Genomic DNA, 16,847 nt, shown 5'->3' with positions numbered 1-16,847 from the left:
GAATCGGGGACAACTTTCACAAAGCGAGCGTTGCAGCGGGTTGCAGGCACAAAAAAGCCCCGCGATGCGGGGCTTAAATATCAGACTGTTTCGCTTACTCTTTACCGCCGCGAGACGCACGCTTACGGTCGTTCTCGGTCAGGTGACGTTTACGAATACGGACTGACTGCGGAGTCACTTCTACCAGTTCGTCATCATCGATGAACTCGATAGCCTGCTCCAGCGTCATTTTCTGCGGTGGAACCAGAGTGGTCGCTTCATCAGTACCTGACGCACGCATGTTGGTCAGTTTCTTACCGGTCAGGCAGTTAACTGTCAGGTCGTTAGAACGGCTGTGAATACCGATGATCTGGCCTTCATAAACCTCAGCACCGTGACCCAGGAACAGCTTACCGCGATCCTGCAGGCTGAACAGTGCGAATGCGACTGCTTTACCCTGGCCGTTAGAGATCAGTACACCGTTCTGACGCTGGCCCACTTCGCCTGGACGCACATCGTCGTAGTGGCTGAAGGTGGAGTACAGCAGGCCAGTACCTGAAGTCATGGTCATGAATTCGTTACGGAAGCCGATCAGGCCGCGGCTTGGGATCATGTAGTCGAGACGTACACGGCCTTTGCCATCTGGATCCATATTTTTCAGATCGCCTTTACGCTCACCCATCGCCTGCATCACAGAACCCTGGTGGGTTTCTTCGATGTCGAGGGTCACGTTTTCGAATGGCTCTTGTTTACGGCCTTCGAATTCGCGGAAGATAACTTTCGGACGGGATACCGCCAGTTCGAAACCTTCACGACGCATGTTCTCGATCAGAACAGACAAGTGCAGCTCACCACGACCAGACACACGGAATGCGTCTGAATCTTCGGTTTCTTCAACACGCAGTGCCACGTTGTGCACCAGCTCTTTGTTCAGACGCTCCAGGATCTGGCGCGAAGTCACATACTTACCTTCTTTACCGCAGAAAGGTGAAGTGTTGACGTTAAAGAACATGGTTACGGTTGGCTCATCAACGCTCAGGGCTGGCAGCGCTTCAACCTTCTGCGTGTCGCAGATGGTGTCAGAGATGTTCAGCTCGCCCAGACCGGTTACAGCGATGATATCGCCTGCTTCAGCCTCGGCGCTCTCGATACGTTCCAGACCCAGATGGCCCAGTACTTTACCGACTTTACCGTTACGGGTTTTGCCTTCGCTATCAATGATAGTGACTTGCTGGTTCGGCTTGATTTTACCGCGCTTGATGCGGCCAATGCCGATAACGCCCAGGTAGTTGTTGTAGTCCAGCTGCGAGATCTGCATCTGCAGTGGGGCTTCAACTTCAACCTGTGGTGGAGAAACACGATCCACAATCGCCTGGTACAGCGGGGTCATGTCGTCTGCCATGTCGTTGTGATCCAGACCGGCGATACCATTCAGCGCTGACGCATAAATGATAGGGAAGTCCAGCTGCTCGTCAGTCGCGTCGAGGTTAACGAACAGGTCAAACACCTGATCAACAACCCAATCAGGACGCGCGCCCGGACGGTCAACTTTGTTGATGACTACAATCGGCTTCAAACCATGAGCAAAGGCTTTTTTGGTTACGAAGCGGGTTTGCGGCATAGGGCCATCCATCGCATCTACAACCAGCAGCACCGAATCCACCATGGACATAACACGTTCCACTTCACCACCGAAGTCGGCGTGTCCTGGGGTATCAACGATGTTGATACGGTAGTCGTTCCATTTGATGGCGGTGTTTTTTGCGAGGATGGTAATCCCACGCTCTTTCTCCAAATCGTTGGAGTCCATTACGCGCTCAGTCGCTTCGGTACGAGCATCAAACGTACCAGACTGTTGTAACAGCTTGTCAACCAGGGTGGTCTTACCATGGTCAACGTGCGCGATGATGGCGATGTTACGCAAATTTTCGATCACAGCTTTGCCTCAGGCATTATAGAAATAACGCGGTATTGTACACGGATTAAGCGAAAGACTGAACATGATCACAGTATTCCCTTAAAGTTTATCTTAGTGCTGTTTTTTAGCACCAATAACGGTGCATTAATCTGCACTGCGATGGGGTTTTGCACCTTTTTGGGGCGAAAATTAATCTATGAAGCACCAAATTAGTGCGCATCATCCATACTGGTGCAGTGACCGACTCACGAAAGAGCGCGTCACAGCGCCATTTTTACCATTGTAATAAAGTTGGCACAGAATTCGCTTTATATCTTTCAAGCGAAAACGACAGTTATACAACGGTTGAAAAGAGCTTGCCGAGATCTTGGTTAGGGGTGGTCAGTAAGCGTGACACATTCCAGGCAACGAAGTTCTCTCACCATGACGATTATGACCATTTCCAGGAGAGTTTAAGTATGTCCGCTGAACACGTCCTCTCGATGATGAACGAGCACGAAGTTAAGTTTGTTGACCTGCGTTTTACCGATACCAAAGGTAAAGAACAGCACGTTACTATCCCTGCTCACCAGGTTAACGCTGACTTCTTCGAAGAAGGCAAAATGTTCGATGGCTCATCCATCGGTGGCTGGAAAGGCATTAACGAATCAGACATGGTGCTGATGCCGGATGCGACCACTGCAGTTATGGATCCTTTCTTCGAAGATCCAACGCTGATCATCCGTTGTGACATCCTCGAGCCAGGCACGCTGCAGGGCTACGACCGTGACCCACGCTCCATTGCTAAACGTGCAGAAGAGTTCCTGCGTTCTTCAGGCATCGCGGATACCGTGCTGTTTGGACCAGAGCCAGAGTTCTTCCTGTTCGATGACATTCGTTTCGGTTCTTCTACTTCAGGTTCACACGTGGCTATCGATGATATCGAAGCGGCATGGAACACCGGTAAAGAATACGAAGGCGGTAACAAAGGTCACCGTCCAGGTCTGAAAGGCGGTTACTTCCCGGTTCCACCAGTCGATTCATCTCAGGACATCCGTTCTGCTATGTGTCTGACCATGGAGCAGATGGGCCTGGTGGTTGAAGCTCACCACCACGAAGTTGCTACTGCTGGTCAGAACGAAGTGGCTACCCGCTTCAACACCATGACCAAAAAAGCTGACGAAATTCAGATCTACAAATACGTGGTGCACAACGTTGCTCACGCGTACGGCAAAACTGCAACCTTCATGCCTAAGCCAATGTTCGGCGATAACGGTTCTGGTATGCACTGCCACATGTCCCTGTCAAAAGGCGGCGTGAACCTGTTCTCTGGCGACAAGTACGGCGGCCTGTCTGAAACTGCTCTGTTCTACATCGGCGGTATCATCAAGCACGCTAAAGCGATCAACGCCCTGGCTAACCCAACCACCAACTCTTACAAGCGTCTGGTCCCGGGTTACGAAGCACCTGTTATGCTGGCTTACTCAGCACGTAACCGTTCAGCTTCAATCCGTATCCCAGTGGTTGCGAGCCCGAAAGCGCGTCGTATCGAAGCACGCTTCCCGGATCCAGCGGCTAACCCGTACCTGGCCTTCACCGCGCTGCTGATGGCGGGTCTTGATGGTGTTATCAACAAGATCCACCCTGGCGATGCGATGGACAAAAACCTGTATGACCTGCCACCGGAAGAAGAAGCTGAGATTCCAAAAGTTGCAGGTTCTCTGGAAGAAGCATTGAACGCACTGAACGAAGACCGCGAGTTCCTGACCCGTGGCGGCGTGTTCACTGATGACGCTATCGACGCGTATATCGAACTGCGTAAGCCAGAAGTTGACCGCGTGCGCATGACTCCGCACCCAGTTGAGTTCGAACTGTACTACAGCGTTTAATTTAAAAAATTTCAGCGCATTTCACGCCGCTGATTGGCGGCGTAAATAACCTGAACGTTTTTTTGTTGCCGTGGAAACTTTAGCCCATCTCCGGATGGGCTTTTTTCACCGCGAATTCATCGTTCGAATGATAGTTTTCAGTCCCAAAAGGCTATAATGCACTAAATTAGTGCAGAGGAACGCTGTATGGCAACTGGCACATTGCCCGACGCGGGGCAGATTCTTAACTCTCTAATCAACAGTATTTTGCTGGTCGATAACGATCTGGTTATCCATTATGCCAACCCGGCAGCGCAGCAATTACTGGCACAAAGCTCACGCAAATTGTTCGGCACGCCATTACCGGAATTAACCGGCTATTTTTCGCTGAATATTGAGGTGATGAGCGAGAGTCTTGGAGCAGGCCAGGGCTTTACCGACAGCGAAGTGACGTTAGTGGTCGATGGCCGCGCGCACATTATGTCGCTGACCGCACAGCGTCTACCCGATGGTCTTATCTTGCTGGAAATGGCGCCGATGGATAATCAACGCCGTCTCAGCCAGGAACAGCTGCAACATGCTCAGCAGGTCGCTGCACGTGATTTAGTGCGCGGACTGGCGCATGAAATTAAAAACCCGCTCGGAGGTTTACGCGGCGCTGCGCAGTTATTAACGCGTGCTCTGCCCGATCCTTCGCTGCATGAATATACCCGGATTATTATCGAACAGGCGGACCGACTGCGTAATCTGGTTGATCGTTTACTGGGGCCCCAACAGCCCGGTATGCACGTCACACAAAGCATTCATCAGGTGGCGGAGCGCGTGGTGAATCTGGTATCGATGGAGCTGCCGGACAATGTCTCGCTGGTGCGTGATTACGACCCGAGCCTGCCCGAGCTGCCACACGATCCCGATCAGATTGAGCAGGTGCTACTCAACGTAGTGCGTAATGCGTTGCAGGCGCTGGGTGACGAAGGTGGCACTATCGTGATCCGCACCCGTACCGCGTTTCAGCTGACGCTGCACGGCACCCGTTATCGCCTGGTGGCACGTATTGATATCGAAGATGATGGCCCTGGGATTCCTGCTCAGCTACAGGACACGCTGTTCTATCCGATGGTGAGTGGTCGTGAAGGAGGCACCGGTTTAGGTCTCTCCATCGCCCGCAGTCTGATCGATCAGCATTCAGGAAAAATAGAATTTAACAGTTGGCCAGGACACACCGAATTCTCGGTTTACCTGCCTATTCGCCAGTGAGGTTTCTATGCAACGAGGGATAGTCTGGATCGTCGATGACGATAGCTCCATCCGCTGGGTGCTTGAACGTGCGCTCACTGGAGCCGGTTTGAGCTGCGCGACATTTGACAGCGGCAATGAGGTGCTGGATGCACTCTCAAGTAAAACCCCAGATGTATTGTTATCGGATATTCGCATGCCGGGCATGGATGGACTGGCGCTGCTGAAACAAATTAAACAGCGTCACCCAATGCTACCGGTCATCATAATGACCGCGCATTCGGATCTTGATGCCGCCGTCAGCGCATATCAACAAGGCGCGTTCGATTATCTGCCCAAGCCGTTTGATATTGATGAAGCGGTCGCGCTGGTTGAACGTGCGATCAGTCACTATCAGGAACAGCAGCAGCCGCGTAATCAACCGGTGAGCGGCCCGACAACCGACATCATTGGCGAAGCGCCGGCGATGCAGGATGTGTTTCGCATCATCGGCCGTTTGTCGCGATCTTCCATCAGCGTGCTGATTAATGGTGAATCGGGTACCGGTAAAGAGTTAGTGGCGCATGCTCTGCATCGTCACAGCCCGCGTGCCAAATCACCGTTTATCGCGCTGAATATGGCGGCAATCCCGAAAGACCTGATCGAATCCGAATTGTTCGGGCATGAGAAAGGGGCCTTTACCGGGGCGAATCAGATCCGTCAGGGCCGTTTTGAACAGGCCGATGGGGGCACGCTGTTTCTTGATGAAATAGGTGATATGCCGCTCGACGTGCAAACCCGCTTGCTGCGCGTGTTGGCCGATGGCCAGTTCTATCGCGTGGGCGGCTACGCACCGGTGAAAGTGGATGTGCGTATTATCGCGGCAACCCACCAAAACCTTGAGTTGCGCGTGCAGGAAGGCAAGTTCCGTGAGGATCTGTTCCATCGCCTGAACGTGATTCGTGTGCACTTACCGCCGCTGCGTGAGCGTCGCGAAGATATCCCACGTCTGGCGCGCTACTTCCTGCAAGTCGCCGCGCGTGAGTTGGGCGTCGAAGCGAAGATTCTGCATCCGGAAACCGAAACCGCGCTGACGCGCCTGCATTGGTCCGGTAACGTACGCCAGCTGGAAAATACCTGCCGCTGGTTAACCGTGATGGCTGCAGGCCAGGAAGTACTGATTCAGGATCTGCCGCCGGAGCTGTTTGAGTCGAGCACGCCGGACAATCCAGTGCAGTCTCTGCCGGATAGCTGGGCCACCTTGCTGGCACAATGGGCGGACCGCGCGCTGCGTTCCGGTCATCAAAACCTGCTCTCTGAAGCGCAGCCGGAGATGGAGCGCACGCTGCTCACCACCGCCCTGCGTCACACTCAGGGACACAAGCAGGAAGCCGCACGTTTGTTGGGTTGGGGTCGTAATACCCTGACGCGTAAACTGAAAGAGCTCGGAATGGAATAAGTGAGAATCAGGGGAGCGCGATGCTCCCCTGAATTTTTATATCACCCGCGAGAATTGCTGCATGCGAGCCTTTTGGCGCAAATAACGATCGAAGCACATGCAGATGTTACGAATCAGTAAACGCCCAATTCCTGTGACATGCAGACTACGCCCACGCCGTTCCAGCAAACCATCCGCCATCAAAGGTGCCAGTAACGCTAAATCTTCCGCAAAATAGGTTTCGAAGGTGATCGGCCACTGCGCTTCAATCGCCGCGAAATCTAATGAGAAATGACAAATCAGCGTTTTGATGACATCACGGCGCAGACAGTCATCGTCGCTTAGTGTCAAACCACGCCATAGCGCGTTCCCGCTCTGCTCCACGCTGGCATAGTATTCTTTCAATTCTTTTTGGTTCTGAGCATAACTGTCTCCCAGCATACTGATCGCTGAGACGCCGAATCCCACCAGCTCAGTCTCGCCTTGCGTGGTGTACCCCTGAAAATTGCGGTGCAGTTCACCCGCACGTTGCGCAATGGCCAGCTCATCATCCGGTTTGGCAAAGTGATCCATCCCGATGAACTGATAGCCTGCATCCGTTAGGGTGCCAATGGTTTGCTGCAGGATTTGCAGCTTCTGTTCCGCACCAGGTAGCTCTTCATCTTTGATTTTGCGTTGTGCAGCAAACAGCGTCGGCATGTGCGCGTAATTGAATACGCTGAGACGATCGGGATTAAGCGCGATGACTCGCTGTAAGGTGAAGGCAAAGCTTTCGGGCGTCTGGAGCGGCAGGCCGTAAATCAGATCCAGGCTGACTGAGCGGAATCCTCGCGCACGCGCGCGCTCGACCAGCCCGAAGATAGTCTCTTCATCCTGCACGCGATTGACACGCTCCTGCACCGCCTTATTGAAGTCCTGCACACCCATACTCAGGCGATTAAAACCTTCAGCACGCAGATGATCGATCATCGCCAGCTCAATTTCGCGTGGATCGACTTCGATCGACATCTCAACGTCATCAGCAATCTCAAAATGGCCACGCAGCAGCGCCACCAGACGGCTGACCTGAGCTTGATTGAGAAAGGTTGGCGTACCACCGCCCCAGTGCAATTGCGTGACGCGGCGTCCGGCAAACAGCGGCGCACGCTGGCGGATTTCCTGCTCCAGCACATCCAGATAGCGATCGGCCTTGTGCAGCTGGCGCGTCACAATCTTATTACAGCCGCAGAAGTAGCAAAGGCGATGGCAGAACGGAATATGGACATACAGCGACAGGGAACGTTGAGGATAGCGTTCAACCGCAAACTGGAAGCTTGCCTCGCCAAAGTTCTCATTGAACTCCAGCGCAGTGGGATATGAGGTGTAGCGCGGACCCGCGTAATTGTATTTTTCAATCAGCCGCTGGTCCCATTCAATCTGCTGCGATGACATGCTCACTCCTTACGGTGCCGTCGTTTGAGGGAGGGTCGCGTTGCAGAAGAGGAGAGATAGCGGTGAGCCGTACGCCGGCGTAAACGCGACTTCAGACGCGACAGGCGACGAAGTTTAAACAATAACCACAGGAGATAACATGTCAGCAGCAGCGCTAAAATTGATCCAGGCCAAAGCATCAGCGAATACCTGTTTAGCGCGGCATGCGCAAATGCGCATGCCGATCAAAAATGACTTAGTTGCCTTTTAACAAGCGCATCATATCGACTTCGGCTTGTTCATCTTCAGCACCGTCATCATCCAACGCGATACCGAGGGTTTCCATCAGTTCGTCAATGCGATCCAGCGTCTGATCGAGCCATGCCTGATCTTCAGCGCTGAGTGTCTCACCACTTTCCAGACGATCCAGTAAGGTGTCGAGGCGTTCATCATTTTCCAGCTTCGCCAGCTCTTCTTCCGGTGTCAGACGAACCTTCTCCGCTTTCGGCCTGGCTTTCGCTACCGGCTTTTTCTCCGGTACGGTTTTACCATCGGCCACCAGCGCAACCGGTTTTTTACTGCCAGTACGTGGATCGGCATTTTTCTGACCCTGGCCTTTGCCAGCGCCTTTGGTTTCCGGGTTAGCACGGCTGCCCGCTTTATGGCCGCTGTGCTTTTTATCGCGTTTACGATCGCGTGCTTCCTGGTTCAGTTCTTCACGCGATTTGCGTTTGGCTTTAGCAGCAGGTTTGCCACGCTGGGCTGGTGCAGGTTGCTTCATGGTGTCCGGTCTCGGCGATTTTTCTTCAGTATAGAATTGCGGCGAAATCTAGCAGAAAGATGACAAAGAAAAAAGGCGATAGCCTATGCTATCGCCTTATTTCGCACCTTCTACTGAAGGAATAACGGTATAAATCCTTTACAGCTCTCAACGTCCCGGTTGCTCCTTCGCCTCATCGCTCCTGCGAGTAATCCTTTTCCTTGTCCGACTCATACCTGAATCACATCCTGCCATGCTCCTGGTCATCCCCGACACTCCTGAGCGCATCATCCTGATGGGTGCTGCCGTGCACTGACACCAAATGTAGACCAATCAGTAAAATGAACAAGTGAGACATGTCTTTAATTTAGAGCGGTAATTTTCAATATCTATTTATCTTATTGAAAATATTACGCTATCCAACATATGAACATTCTATTAATCGGTAATGACTGGCAGTAATTATCGTCGATCTCTTACAAAGTGGCGCGTTAAGACGCTATCGGGCACTTTTGCGCCATAACAGGTATAATCAGCCCAATTGAACGAATCACTTTGCTGGAGCTTTACTTTGTCTGCTTTGAATTATCACATGACCCACTTCGTGCTCAGCGCCCCGGATATTCGCCATTTACCGGCAGATGTGGGCATTGAGGTCGCGTTTGCCGGACGCTCTAACGCAGGCAAATCCAGCGCGCTGAATACCATCACCAACCAGAAAAGCCTGGCGCGTACCAGTAAAACGCCAGGTCGTACTCAGCTCATCAACCTGTTCCAGGTCGTCGAGGGGAAAACCCTGGTCGACTTACCGGGTTATGGCTACGCCGAAGTCCCGGAAGAGATGAAACGGAAATGGCAGCGTGCGCTGTCTGAATATTTGCAGAAGCGCCAGGCACTGAAAGGCCTGGTGGTGCTGATGGATATTCGCCATCCACTGAAAGACCTCGATCAGAATATGATTGAATGGGCAGTCCAGAGCGGCATCCCTGTACTGGTGCTGTTAACCAAAGCAGATAAGCTGGCATCTGGTGCACGTAAAGCGCAGCTCAAACTGGTGCGTGAGGCAGCATTAAGTTTTATGGGTGATGTGCAGGTAGAGATGTTCTCGTCACTCAAGAAGATCGGCGTTGATATCGTTCGTCAGAAACTGGATAGCTGGTTCAGTGAACTGGAACCGGCGCAGGAAGATGAAGAAGCCCCTTCTGAGTAATGTGAAGCGCGGGTTTACGACCCGCTTTTCAGAAAAAGCCCAATAAAAAACGCCCCAGTCATAAATGACTGGGGCGGCTAAATATTCAGCCAAATCCGATTACGTGAAGTAAAAGGTCTGAAAGATAGAACATCTTACCTCTGTACCCTACGCGATGAACTTTACCTGATTTTTCCTGACCAACAAAGGGTTTTTTGTTGTTAAGTTTCAGGATTCCACATCTTTTTTACCGGGTCCGTCACACTTTGGCTTAAGGCGTGTAGTTTAATTACTAAAAAAATGCTTAGCCGATAGGCAGTTACAAAATGCGCATTTAACAAGCGGCTTTACATCGTTGCTGAACCGATTAAGTAAACTTTTTTCTTATGGCGATGTCAGCGGCATAGATATACCGCCGACAACGTTCCTTAGTGCGCCTGGTCCCAGTTATCGCCCGTTCCCACTTCAACCTGCAGCGGTACATCAAGTTTCATGCTGCTCTCCATCAGTTGGCGGATCGTCGCACTCGCACTCTCTACCGCGTCTTTGTGGATTTCAAACACCAGTTCATCGTGTACCTGCATGATCATCTTCACAGCGTCATCCTGCTGTTGCAGTAACCAGCCATCTACAGCGATCATCGCGCGTTTGATAATGTCCGCTGCGGTGCCCTGCATCGGGGCGTTAATCGCCGCGCGCTCTGCCGCCTTACGACGAATGGCGTTGCTGGAGCTGATGTCCGGAAGCCACAGGCGGCGACCATCCAGTGTCTCCACGTAGCCCTTATCGGCCGCCTGGGTGCGAGTCTCTTCCATGTAACGCAGTACGCCCGGATAACGCTCAAAGTAGAGATCCATATACTTTTTCGCTTCGCCAGCACCGATATTCAACTGGCGCGACAGACCGAAGGCACTCATGCCATAAATCAGACCAAAGTTAATTGCCTTGGCACTGCGGCGTTGCTCACCTGAAACCTTGCTCAGCGCAACACCAAAGACTTCTGACGCTGTCGCGCGGTGAATGTCTTCACCCTGCGCAAACGCATCCAGCAGGCCTTTATCCTGCGACAGATGCGCCATGATGCGCAGTTCAATTTGCGAGTAGTCAGCCGCAACGATGCGATTATCTTTACCTGCGATAAAAGCCTGGCGAATACGACGGCCTTCATCGTTGCGCACTGGGATATTTTGCAGGTTGGGATCGGTAGATGAGAGACGTCCGGTGGCCGTGACCGCCTGATGATAAGAAGTATGCACGCGGCCGGTAACCGGATTGATCATCAAAGGCAATTTGTCGGTATAAGTCGACTTCAGCTTAGACAGGCCACGATGCTCCAGAATCACTTTGGGCAGCGGATAGTCCAGCGCCAGTTCAGCCAGCACTTCTTCGCTGGTTGACGGTGCGCCACCCGGCGTTTTTTTAGTGGGCTTGATACCCTGCTTTTCAAACAGAATGGTTTGCAGCTGTTTGGTGGAGGAGAGATTAAACGGCTCGCCTGCCAGTTCGTGCGCTTTCAACTCCAGTTCCGCCAGACGTGCGGTCAGCTCCTGCGAATGTTTGGCCAGGATGTTTTGATCGATCAATACGCCGTTGCGTTCAATGCGTGAAATCACGGTCACCAGCGGCATCTCGATATCGGTGAAGACCTGCTTCGGACCCGCTTCCTGCTCCAGCTTCGGCCACATCTGCAGATGCAACTGCAGCGTGACATCTGCGTCTTCTGCAGCGTAATGAGCGGCCTGCTCGATAGCAATCTGGTTGAAGGTCAGCTGATTTTTTCCTTTACCGGCAATCTCTTCGAAGGTGACGGTTTTATGGTTCAGCCAGCGCGAAGCCAGGCTATCCATATCATGTTTGCCGCCGACGCTGCTCAGGCAATAAGATTCCAGCATGGTGTCGAATTTAATGCCGTTCAGCTCAATATCGTAGTTCTTCAGCACGCCACGATCGTATTTGAGGTTCTGGCCGACTTTTGCAGATTTAGCGTCTTCCAGTAGCGGTTTTAGCTTTTTCAACACGTCGCTGCGGTCGAGTTGTTCTGGCGCATCAAGATAGTCATGGGCCACCGGAAGATAAGCGGCTTCACCGGGCGCAACCGCAAAGGAGAGGCCGACAATGTTGGCACTCCAGCTATCCAGAGAATCGGTTTCCAGATCGAAGGCAAAGAGTTCTGCTTTATTCAGTTTTTGCAGCCATTCGTCGAAGGTTGCCTCATCCAAAATGGTGACGTAGCCGTCAGATGACAGCACGCTAGCGGTTTCCGCCACCGCAGCCACAGGTTCAGTCGCCAGCGATTTCTGCGCCTGCACATTGCTCTTTTTGCCCTGCAACCAGGTGCCGTCCTGTAAATCTGTGATCCAGCGTTTGAATTCATAACGGCCGAAAAGATTTTGCAGCTTTTCAACGTCCGGTTCGTTAACGGTGAGTTGCTCACAACCCAGTTCCAGTTCTACATCCGTTTTGATGGTCGCCAGCTGATAGGACAGGAATGCGACTTCGCGATTCTGCTCTAGCTTCGCTGCCATGGTCTTCGCGCCACGGAACGAAAGATCCGCCACTTTATCCAGGTTGTCGTAAATCGACTGCATACCGCCCAGGCCCTGCAGCAGCGCCTGTGCCGTTTTCTCACCCACGCCAGGCACACCCGGAATGTTATCCGAGCTGTCACCCATCATGGCAAGGAAATCGATAATCAATGAAGGCGGCACACCGTATTTTTGCTCAACCTCTTCCGGGCCCAACACGGTGTTGGTCATGGTATTAATCAACGTAATGCCCGGCGTGACCAGCTGCGCCATATCCTTATCACCGGTACTGATCAGCACTGCACGGCCCTGCTTTTCTGCTTCCAGTGCCAGAGTACCAATCACATCATCAGCCTCAACGCCGGTCACCGCCAGCAGCGGTAATCCCATCGCTTTGACCATCTCGTGCAGCGGCTCGATCTGTGCACGCAGATCGTCGGGCATTGGCGGACGATGCGATTTGTAGTGCTCGAATAATTCATCGCGGAAAGTTTTGCCTTTCGCATCGAAGACCACGGCCACATGGCTCGGCTGATACTGCATCAGCAAACTTTTCAGCATGTTGAGCACACCGTACATCGCGCCCGTGGGCTCGCCTGCACTGTTGGTCAGCGGCGGAAAGGCATGATACGCCCGGTAGAGATAAGAGGATCCGTCTACCAGAATCAGGGGATTTTCTGCAATTTGCGCCATAGGTTCGTATTTTCTTCGTTGCGATAATGAGGGCTATAAGGATGCCACAACCAGAGAGGAATGTTGAATCAGAGCAGAGATGTCAGGATCTTTTTCGTTGTTACGCGGAGTGGATCGCAAGGATCGGTCTGTGGATAACTTTGTGCGTAAAATTCATAACGTATTGTTATTTACGCTTATTGCAATCATTTTACAGATAAAAGTTATTGTTTTTCAATTTGTTATTAACTTACCGTGATGAAGCGCGCCTTTTTGAAAAGGTGATCGTCCATGTGGATATTAAGCGGAGGGTTAACGGGGATATCATTATTACGTCATGGGAAAGGGAGTAAAAACGCCGACATCGCCGGCGTTTATTTGCGCTTAATTACTTCTTCTCAACCAGGAATTTCACTACGTTGGCATAATCGGCAACGAAATTGTCCATAGAGCTGGTGTCCAGGCCGCCGTTGTTCACCATGTATTTGCCGTTAACGAAGATAGCTGGCACGCCCTGCAGATTAAGATCGGCTGCCGCTTTCTGCTGCTGGGCGACCAACGCTTTTACCGCAAAGCTATTCCAGGCTGCATCATAATCTTCTGATGAGATGCCAGCAGCCTGGATGAAGGTGGATTTCAGGCTCGCCGCATCGGTAATGGTTTGGGTTTTCTGAATACCGTCAAAGATCGGTGCAGTGACTTTGCTTTCCACGCCCAGCGCCATCGCGACCGCCCAGGCTTGAGTCACAACAGGACCGAAGTCTCCGCCGAGGAAATCAACGTGATATTTAGTCACTTTAGTGTCTGCTGGCAGGTTCTTTTTCACGGCATCACTCACGTGATAGACGCGTTCGAACTGGTAGCAGTGCGGGCAGAAGAAGGAGAAGAACTCCAATACCTGTGGCTCACCAGCAACCGGCTTTGGCAGCGTGACGAATTGTTTGCCGTCATTGAACTGTGCCGCTGAGGCGCCAAATGCCAGCATTAAACCTACCAGCGCAAACATAATCTTTTTCATCGTGAAAAAATCTCCTGAGTACTTCATTAAAATTGCGGGCTAAGCTGCAACGGGGGTTGATGTAACAGCCTCTCCTGCTCGATAAATAGTGCAATCTGTCGGCGCCAGAAATCCTCATCGGTCATCCAGGGAAAGGCGCGCGGAAAAGCCGGGTCCTGCCAGCGGCGTACCACCCAGGCCAAATAATAAACCATGCGCATAGCGCGTAAAGGCTCAATCAGTGACAATTCATGTAAATCAAAGTCACTGAATTCATTATAACCTTCCAGCAGAATATCCCACTGAATCAGCTGTTCCTGACGATCGCCGTTTACCAGCATCCACAGATCCTGCACTGCAGGCCCGTTGCGTGCATCGTCAAGATCGACAAACATCGGGCCATCGCGCCATAGGATATTACCTGGATGGCAGTCGCCATGCAGCCTGAGCGGCTGCCATTTATCATGCCAGCGCTGCTGTAGGGTGCCGATAAGTTTATCAACGGCGTTCAGCAGCGCATCCTTCAGGGCAGCCGGTACCAGCGTACTTTGCTCCAGCTTCTGGCGAGGTTGTAAGACATACTCTTCCAGGCCGAAGGTTGGACGCTGTTGAAACAAGCTCTGGCGGCCTGTTTGATGGATGCGACCAAGAAAGCGGCCCACCCACTCCATCTGTTCTTCATTATCGGTTTCATACTGTCGCCCACCCAGGCTTGGGAAAACGGCAAACATAAAACCAGCATGGTGATTCAGCGTACTGCCCTGCAGTGCCAGTGGTGCTGCAACAGGCACTTCATCGGCCAGCAGATCATGCGTGAACTGGTGCTCTTCCAGAATTTGTTGCGCACTCCAGCGTTGTGGCCGATAGAACTTAGCCACAAAGCGACGTTTGTCGTCATCACTAAACTGATAGACACGGTTTTCGTAGCTATTGAGGGCGGTTAAGCCGGATTCGACACGCAGACCCGCATCCCAAAGTGCATCCAGGATGACATCGGGGTCCAGCGTCTGGAAATTAAAGGCGGCTTCGCTCATCATTTTGCCTGTGTGTTACCGTTGCAAGGAATGCGCAAGGATAACACTACTCATCATCCTTAATCACACCGCGTGCACGTAATAGCGCGGTTTTGAAGTCCACTTCATAATCCTTTTTCAGTCCGGGAATTTCCGCATCGCAGCCAGCGTCACGCATTTTGAGATGGTAAATCAATATGTCATCGGTTAATTCACTTAATGGGCCACTGAAGCCTGATTCCTGCGCCAGTTTCTGTAAAAATGCCAGCAGGTTAAGGTCAGACTCCTTTTGCCAGGCCGGTTGCAGGAGTTCGAACAATTCATTAAGTCGGTGATATTTCATCATTGATTCCTCTATGCAGTGATAGGCTGCCGTTATGCAAGTATCGTCCAGTATGATCAAGGAGACGAAAATGACCGCATTTACCGGCGTGATCCTCGCAGGTGGGCAAGGCAGTCGTATGGGCGGCCTGGATAAAGGGCTGCTGGAATTGCAGGGCAAACCGCTTTATCAGCACGTTTTGCAGCGTTTGATGCCACAGGTCAATATTGTGTTGATAAGCGCCAACCGTAACATTGATCGTTATCAGGCTAGCGGTTGTCAGGTCGTTACTGATTCGATGCCAGATTACCCCGGTCCGTTGGCAGGCATGTTAAGTGGCTTGCAGCACAGTAAGACCGAGTGGGTCGCCTTTTGTGCTTGTGATACGCCCTGGTTACCGGAGGACTTCGTTGCACGATTATGGCAGCAGCGCGGTGCGGCACCTGCGGTGTGGGTACGATCAACGCAGCGTGATCATCCTGCATTGGCACTGGTCAATCGATCACTGGCCGACGATCTGGAAGCCTGGCTGCTTCGTGGTGAGCGGCGTTTAATGCAGTTTCTGCGTGAACATGGTGGGCATGCCGTGACGTTCACAGATTCTGAGGCAGCTTTCCGCAACATTAATACGCCCGACGATTTAGTTGATGGGGAAAAGCAGTGATGAGCGTGCCTTTACTGGCGATCGTTGCGTGGAGTGGCACCGGAAAAACCACTTTGCTGCAACAGGTGATACCGCTGCTTAAGGCTCGCGGTATTCGTTCTGGGTTAATCAAACATACCCATCATCAAATGGACATTGATACGCCGGGAAAAGATAGCTATCTGCTGCGAAAAGCAGGTGCCGATCAGGTGATTGTTGCCAGTACTCAGCGCTGGGCATTGATGTGTGAAACCCCTGATCAGACGTTGAATCTGGCGGAACTGGTCGCGCGGATGGACAGTTCCGCGCTGGATCTGGTGCTGGTTGAGGGCTTTAAAGATGAGCCAGTACCCAAAATCGCGCTGTGGCGGCGTGGTGTCAAAGGGGAATTTGCTGATTTACTGGATGAATACGTGGTTGCGCTGGCCAGCGATGAGAACTTAACGATCGACCGCCCACTTCTCGATATTAATCAGCCGGTTAAGGTTGCTGATTTTATTGAAAAATGGCTGAGAAAAGGTCAGTAACCCCGGGGTTTTATGATCGTCTGGCTAAACTTCAGGCGTCAGTTTCAGATGTAAAACAACCCTGATTTCGCCGATCTGCAGATGTAAAAAAACCCTGAACTTTCGTTCAGGGTTTCTTCACTTATTTGATGCCTGGCAGTTCCCTACTCTCGCATGGGGAGACCCCACACTACCATCGGCGCTACGGCGTTTCACTTCTGAGTTCGGCATGGGGTCAGGTGGGACCACCGCGCTACAGCCGCCAGGCAAATTCTGTTATTCACGCCGTGACATCCGTCACCACGCGAACCAATCCGTTTGAACAAAGCTGAAAATCTACTCGCGTCTCTTCAAAAACGCCTCTGGCGTTGTAAGGTTAAGCCTCACGGGTCATTAGTACCGGTTAGCTCAAT

14 protein-coding genes and 1 rRNA gene are annotated in these 16,847 nt (G+C 52.0%); 6 read left to right on the top strand and 9 right to left on the bottom strand.

The annotated features are described in order from the left end of the window. Window positions 1–94: 94 nt before the first annotated feature. Window positions 95–1,915 carry a ribosome-dependent GTPase TypA gene (typA, locus tag CRO33_RS22395; RefSeq protein ID WP_034823899.1) on the bottom strand — a complete coding sequence of 607 codons (1,821 nt, stop codon included), beginning with the start codon at window positions 1,913–1,915 and terminating at the stop codon, window positions 95–97. Window positions 1,916–2,355: 440 nt separating this feature from the next. On the opposite strand from typA, the gene glnA reads away from it, so the two are divergent. The 3 genes from glnA (at window position 2,356) to glnG (ending at window position 6,418) form a co-directional block, all read left to right on the top strand. Next, complete coding sequence (glnA, locus tag CRO33_RS22385) at window positions 2,356–3,765, top strand: glutamate--ammonia ligase (RefSeq protein ID WP_097119640.1); 1,410 nt, start codon at window positions 2,356–2,358, stop codon at window positions 3,763–3,765. 186 nt (window positions 3,766–3,951) lie between these two features. After that, window positions 3,952–5,001, top strand: a complete 1,050-nt coding sequence (glnL, locus tag CRO33_RS22380; RefSeq protein WP_034823903.1) for a nitrogen regulation protein NR(II) — start codon at window positions 3,952–3,954, stop codon at window positions 4,999–5,001. 7 nt (window positions 5,002–5,008) lie between these two features. Continuing rightward, window positions 5,009–6,418, top strand: coding sequence for a nitrogen regulation protein NR(I) (gene glnG / locus CRO33_RS22375; RefSeq protein WP_034823905.1), 1,410 nt, complete (start codon window positions 5,009–5,011; stop codon window positions 6,416–6,418). Between the two features lie 36 nt (window positions 6,419–6,454). Here the strand turns inward: glnG and hemN are convergent, their stop codons facing one another. Both hemN and yihI read right to left on the bottom strand, forming a co-directional pair. Continuing rightward, window positions 6,455–7,828 carry an oxygen-independent coproporphyrinogen III oxidase gene (gene hemN / locus CRO33_RS22370; protein WP_097119639.1) on the bottom strand — a complete coding sequence of 458 codons (1,374 nt, stop codon included), beginning with the start codon at window positions 7,826–7,828 and terminating at the stop codon, window positions 6,455–6,457. A 235-nt stretch (window positions 7,829–8,063) separates the two neighbouring features. Next, entirely contained in the window at window positions 8,064–8,588 is a 525-nt protein-coding gene (gene yihI / locus CRO33_RS22365; RefSeq protein WP_097119638.1) for a Der GTPase-activating protein YihI, read from the bottom strand. A 550-nt stretch (window positions 8,589–9,138) separates the two neighbouring features. On the opposite strand from yihI, the gene yihA reads away from it, so the two are divergent. After that, a complete protein-coding gene (gene yihA, locus CRO33_RS22360) occupies window positions 9,139–9,777 on the top strand; it encodes a ribosome biogenesis GTP-binding protein YihA/YsxC (protein ID WP_097119637.1) in 639 nt (212 codons plus the stop codon). A gap of 85 nt (window positions 9,778–9,862) precedes the next feature. On the opposite strand, the gene CRO33_RS25045 is transcribed toward yihA, so the two are convergent. The 5 genes from CRO33_RS25045 to CRO33_RS22340 form a co-directional block, all read right to left on the bottom strand. Beyond that, window positions 9,863–9,910, bottom strand: coding sequence for a spot 42 RNA, inhibition of DNA synthesis (locus CRO33_RS25045; protein ID WP_071892919.1), 48 nt, complete (start codon window positions 9,908–9,910; stop codon window positions 9,863–9,865). Between the two features lie 274 nt (window positions 9,911–10,184). After that, window positions 10,185–12,974: a DNA polymerase I gene (gene polA, locus CRO33_RS22355; RefSeq protein ID WP_097119636.1), complete on the bottom strand. Its 2,790-nt coding sequence runs from the start codon at window positions 12,972–12,974 to the stop codon at window positions 10,185–10,187. A 367-nt stretch (window positions 12,975–13,341) separates the two neighbouring features. Beyond that, the gene (dsbA, locus tag CRO33_RS22350) at window positions 13,342–13,971 is read right to left on the bottom strand and encodes a thiol:disulfide interchange protein DsbA (RefSeq protein WP_097119635.1); all 630 of its coding nucleotides are present in this window, start codon (window positions 13,969–13,971) and stop codon (window positions 13,342–13,344) included. 26 nt (window positions 13,972–13,997) lie between these two features. Beyond that, entirely contained in the window at window positions 13,998–14,984 is a 987-nt protein-coding gene (locus CRO33_RS22345) for a serine/threonine protein kinase (RefSeq protein WP_097119634.1), read from the bottom strand. Window positions 14,985–15,030: 46 nt separating this feature from the next. Then, window positions 15,031–15,306 carry a YihD family protein gene (locus CRO33_RS22340; protein ID WP_038643998.1) on the bottom strand — a complete coding sequence of 92 codons (276 nt, stop codon included), beginning with the start codon at window positions 15,304–15,306 and terminating at the stop codon, window positions 15,031–15,033. Window positions 15,307–15,376: 70 nt separating this feature from the next. Between CRO33_RS22340 and mobA the strand changes: the two genes are divergently transcribed. Both mobA and mobB read left to right on the top strand, forming a co-directional pair. After that, a complete protein-coding gene (mobA, locus tag CRO33_RS22335) occupies window positions 15,377–15,949 on the top strand; it encodes a molybdenum cofactor guanylyltransferase MobA (protein WP_097119633.1) in 573 nt (190 codons plus the stop codon). Next, the gene (gene mobB / locus CRO33_RS22330) at window positions 15,949–16,455 is read left to right on the top strand and encodes a molybdopterin-guanine dinucleotide biosynthesis protein MobB (protein ID WP_058960152.1); all 507 of its coding nucleotides are present in this window, start codon (window positions 15,949–15,951) and stop codon (window positions 16,453–16,455) included. The genes mobA and mobB overlap by 1 nt, the downstream gene beginning before the upstream one ends. Before the next feature lie 130 nt (window positions 16,456–16,585). Here the strand turns inward: mobB and rrf are convergent. Then, window positions 16,586–16,701, bottom strand: a 5S ribosomal RNA gene (rrf, locus tag CRO33_RS22325). Window positions 16,702–16,847: the final 146 nt, after the last annotated feature.

Source organism: Pantoea sp. GL120224-02, from assembly GCF_900215395.1.
GTDB classification, from domain to species: domain Bacteria; phylum Pseudomonadota; class Gammaproteobacteria; order Enterobacterales; family Enterobacteriaceae; genus Pantoea; species Pantoea communis.
The sequence above is the reverse complement of the archived record's forward strand: the minus strand, read 5'-3'. Positions and strand labels throughout refer to the sequence as shown.

Coding starts and splice junctions, on each gene's coding strand:
- glnG (WP_034823905.1), top strand. CDS start 5,009: ATGCAACGAGGGATAGTCTGGATCGTCGATGACGATAGCTCCATCCGC.
- mobB (WP_058960152.1), top strand. CDS start 15,949: ATGAGCGTGCCTTTACTGGCGATCGTTGCGTGGAGTGGCACCGGAAAA.
- CRO33_RS22345 (WP_097119634.1), bottom strand. CDS start 14,984: ATGAGCGAAGCCGCCTTTAATTTCCAGACGCTGGACCCCGATGTCATC.
- dsbA (WP_097119635.1), bottom strand. CDS start 13,971: ATGAAAAAGATTATGTTTGCGCTGGTAGGTTTAATGCTGGCATTTGGC.
- yihI (WP_097119638.1), bottom strand. CDS start 8,588: ATGAAGCAACCTGCACCAGCCCAGCGTGGCAAACCTGCTGCTAAAGCC.
- mobA (WP_097119633.1), top strand. CDS start 15,377: ATGACCGCATTTACCGGCGTGATCCTCGCAGGTGGGCAAGGCAGTCGT.
- hemN (WP_097119639.1), bottom strand. CDS start 7,828: ATGTCATCGCAGCAGATTGAATGGGACCAGCGGCTGATTGAAAAATAC.
- glnL (WP_034823903.1), top strand. CDS start 3,952: ATGGCAACTGGCACATTGCCCGACGCGGGGCAGATTCTTAACTCTCTA.
- glnA (WP_097119640.1), top strand. CDS start 2,356: ATGTCCGCTGAACACGTCCTCTCGATGATGAACGAGCACGAAGTTAAG.
- CRO33_RS22340 (WP_038643998.1), bottom strand. CDS start 15,306: ATGAAATATCACCGACTTAATGAATTGTTCGAACTCCTGCAACCGGCC.
- polA (WP_097119636.1), bottom strand. CDS start 12,974: ATGGCGCAAATTGCAGAAAATCCCCTGATTCTGGTAGACGGATCCTCT.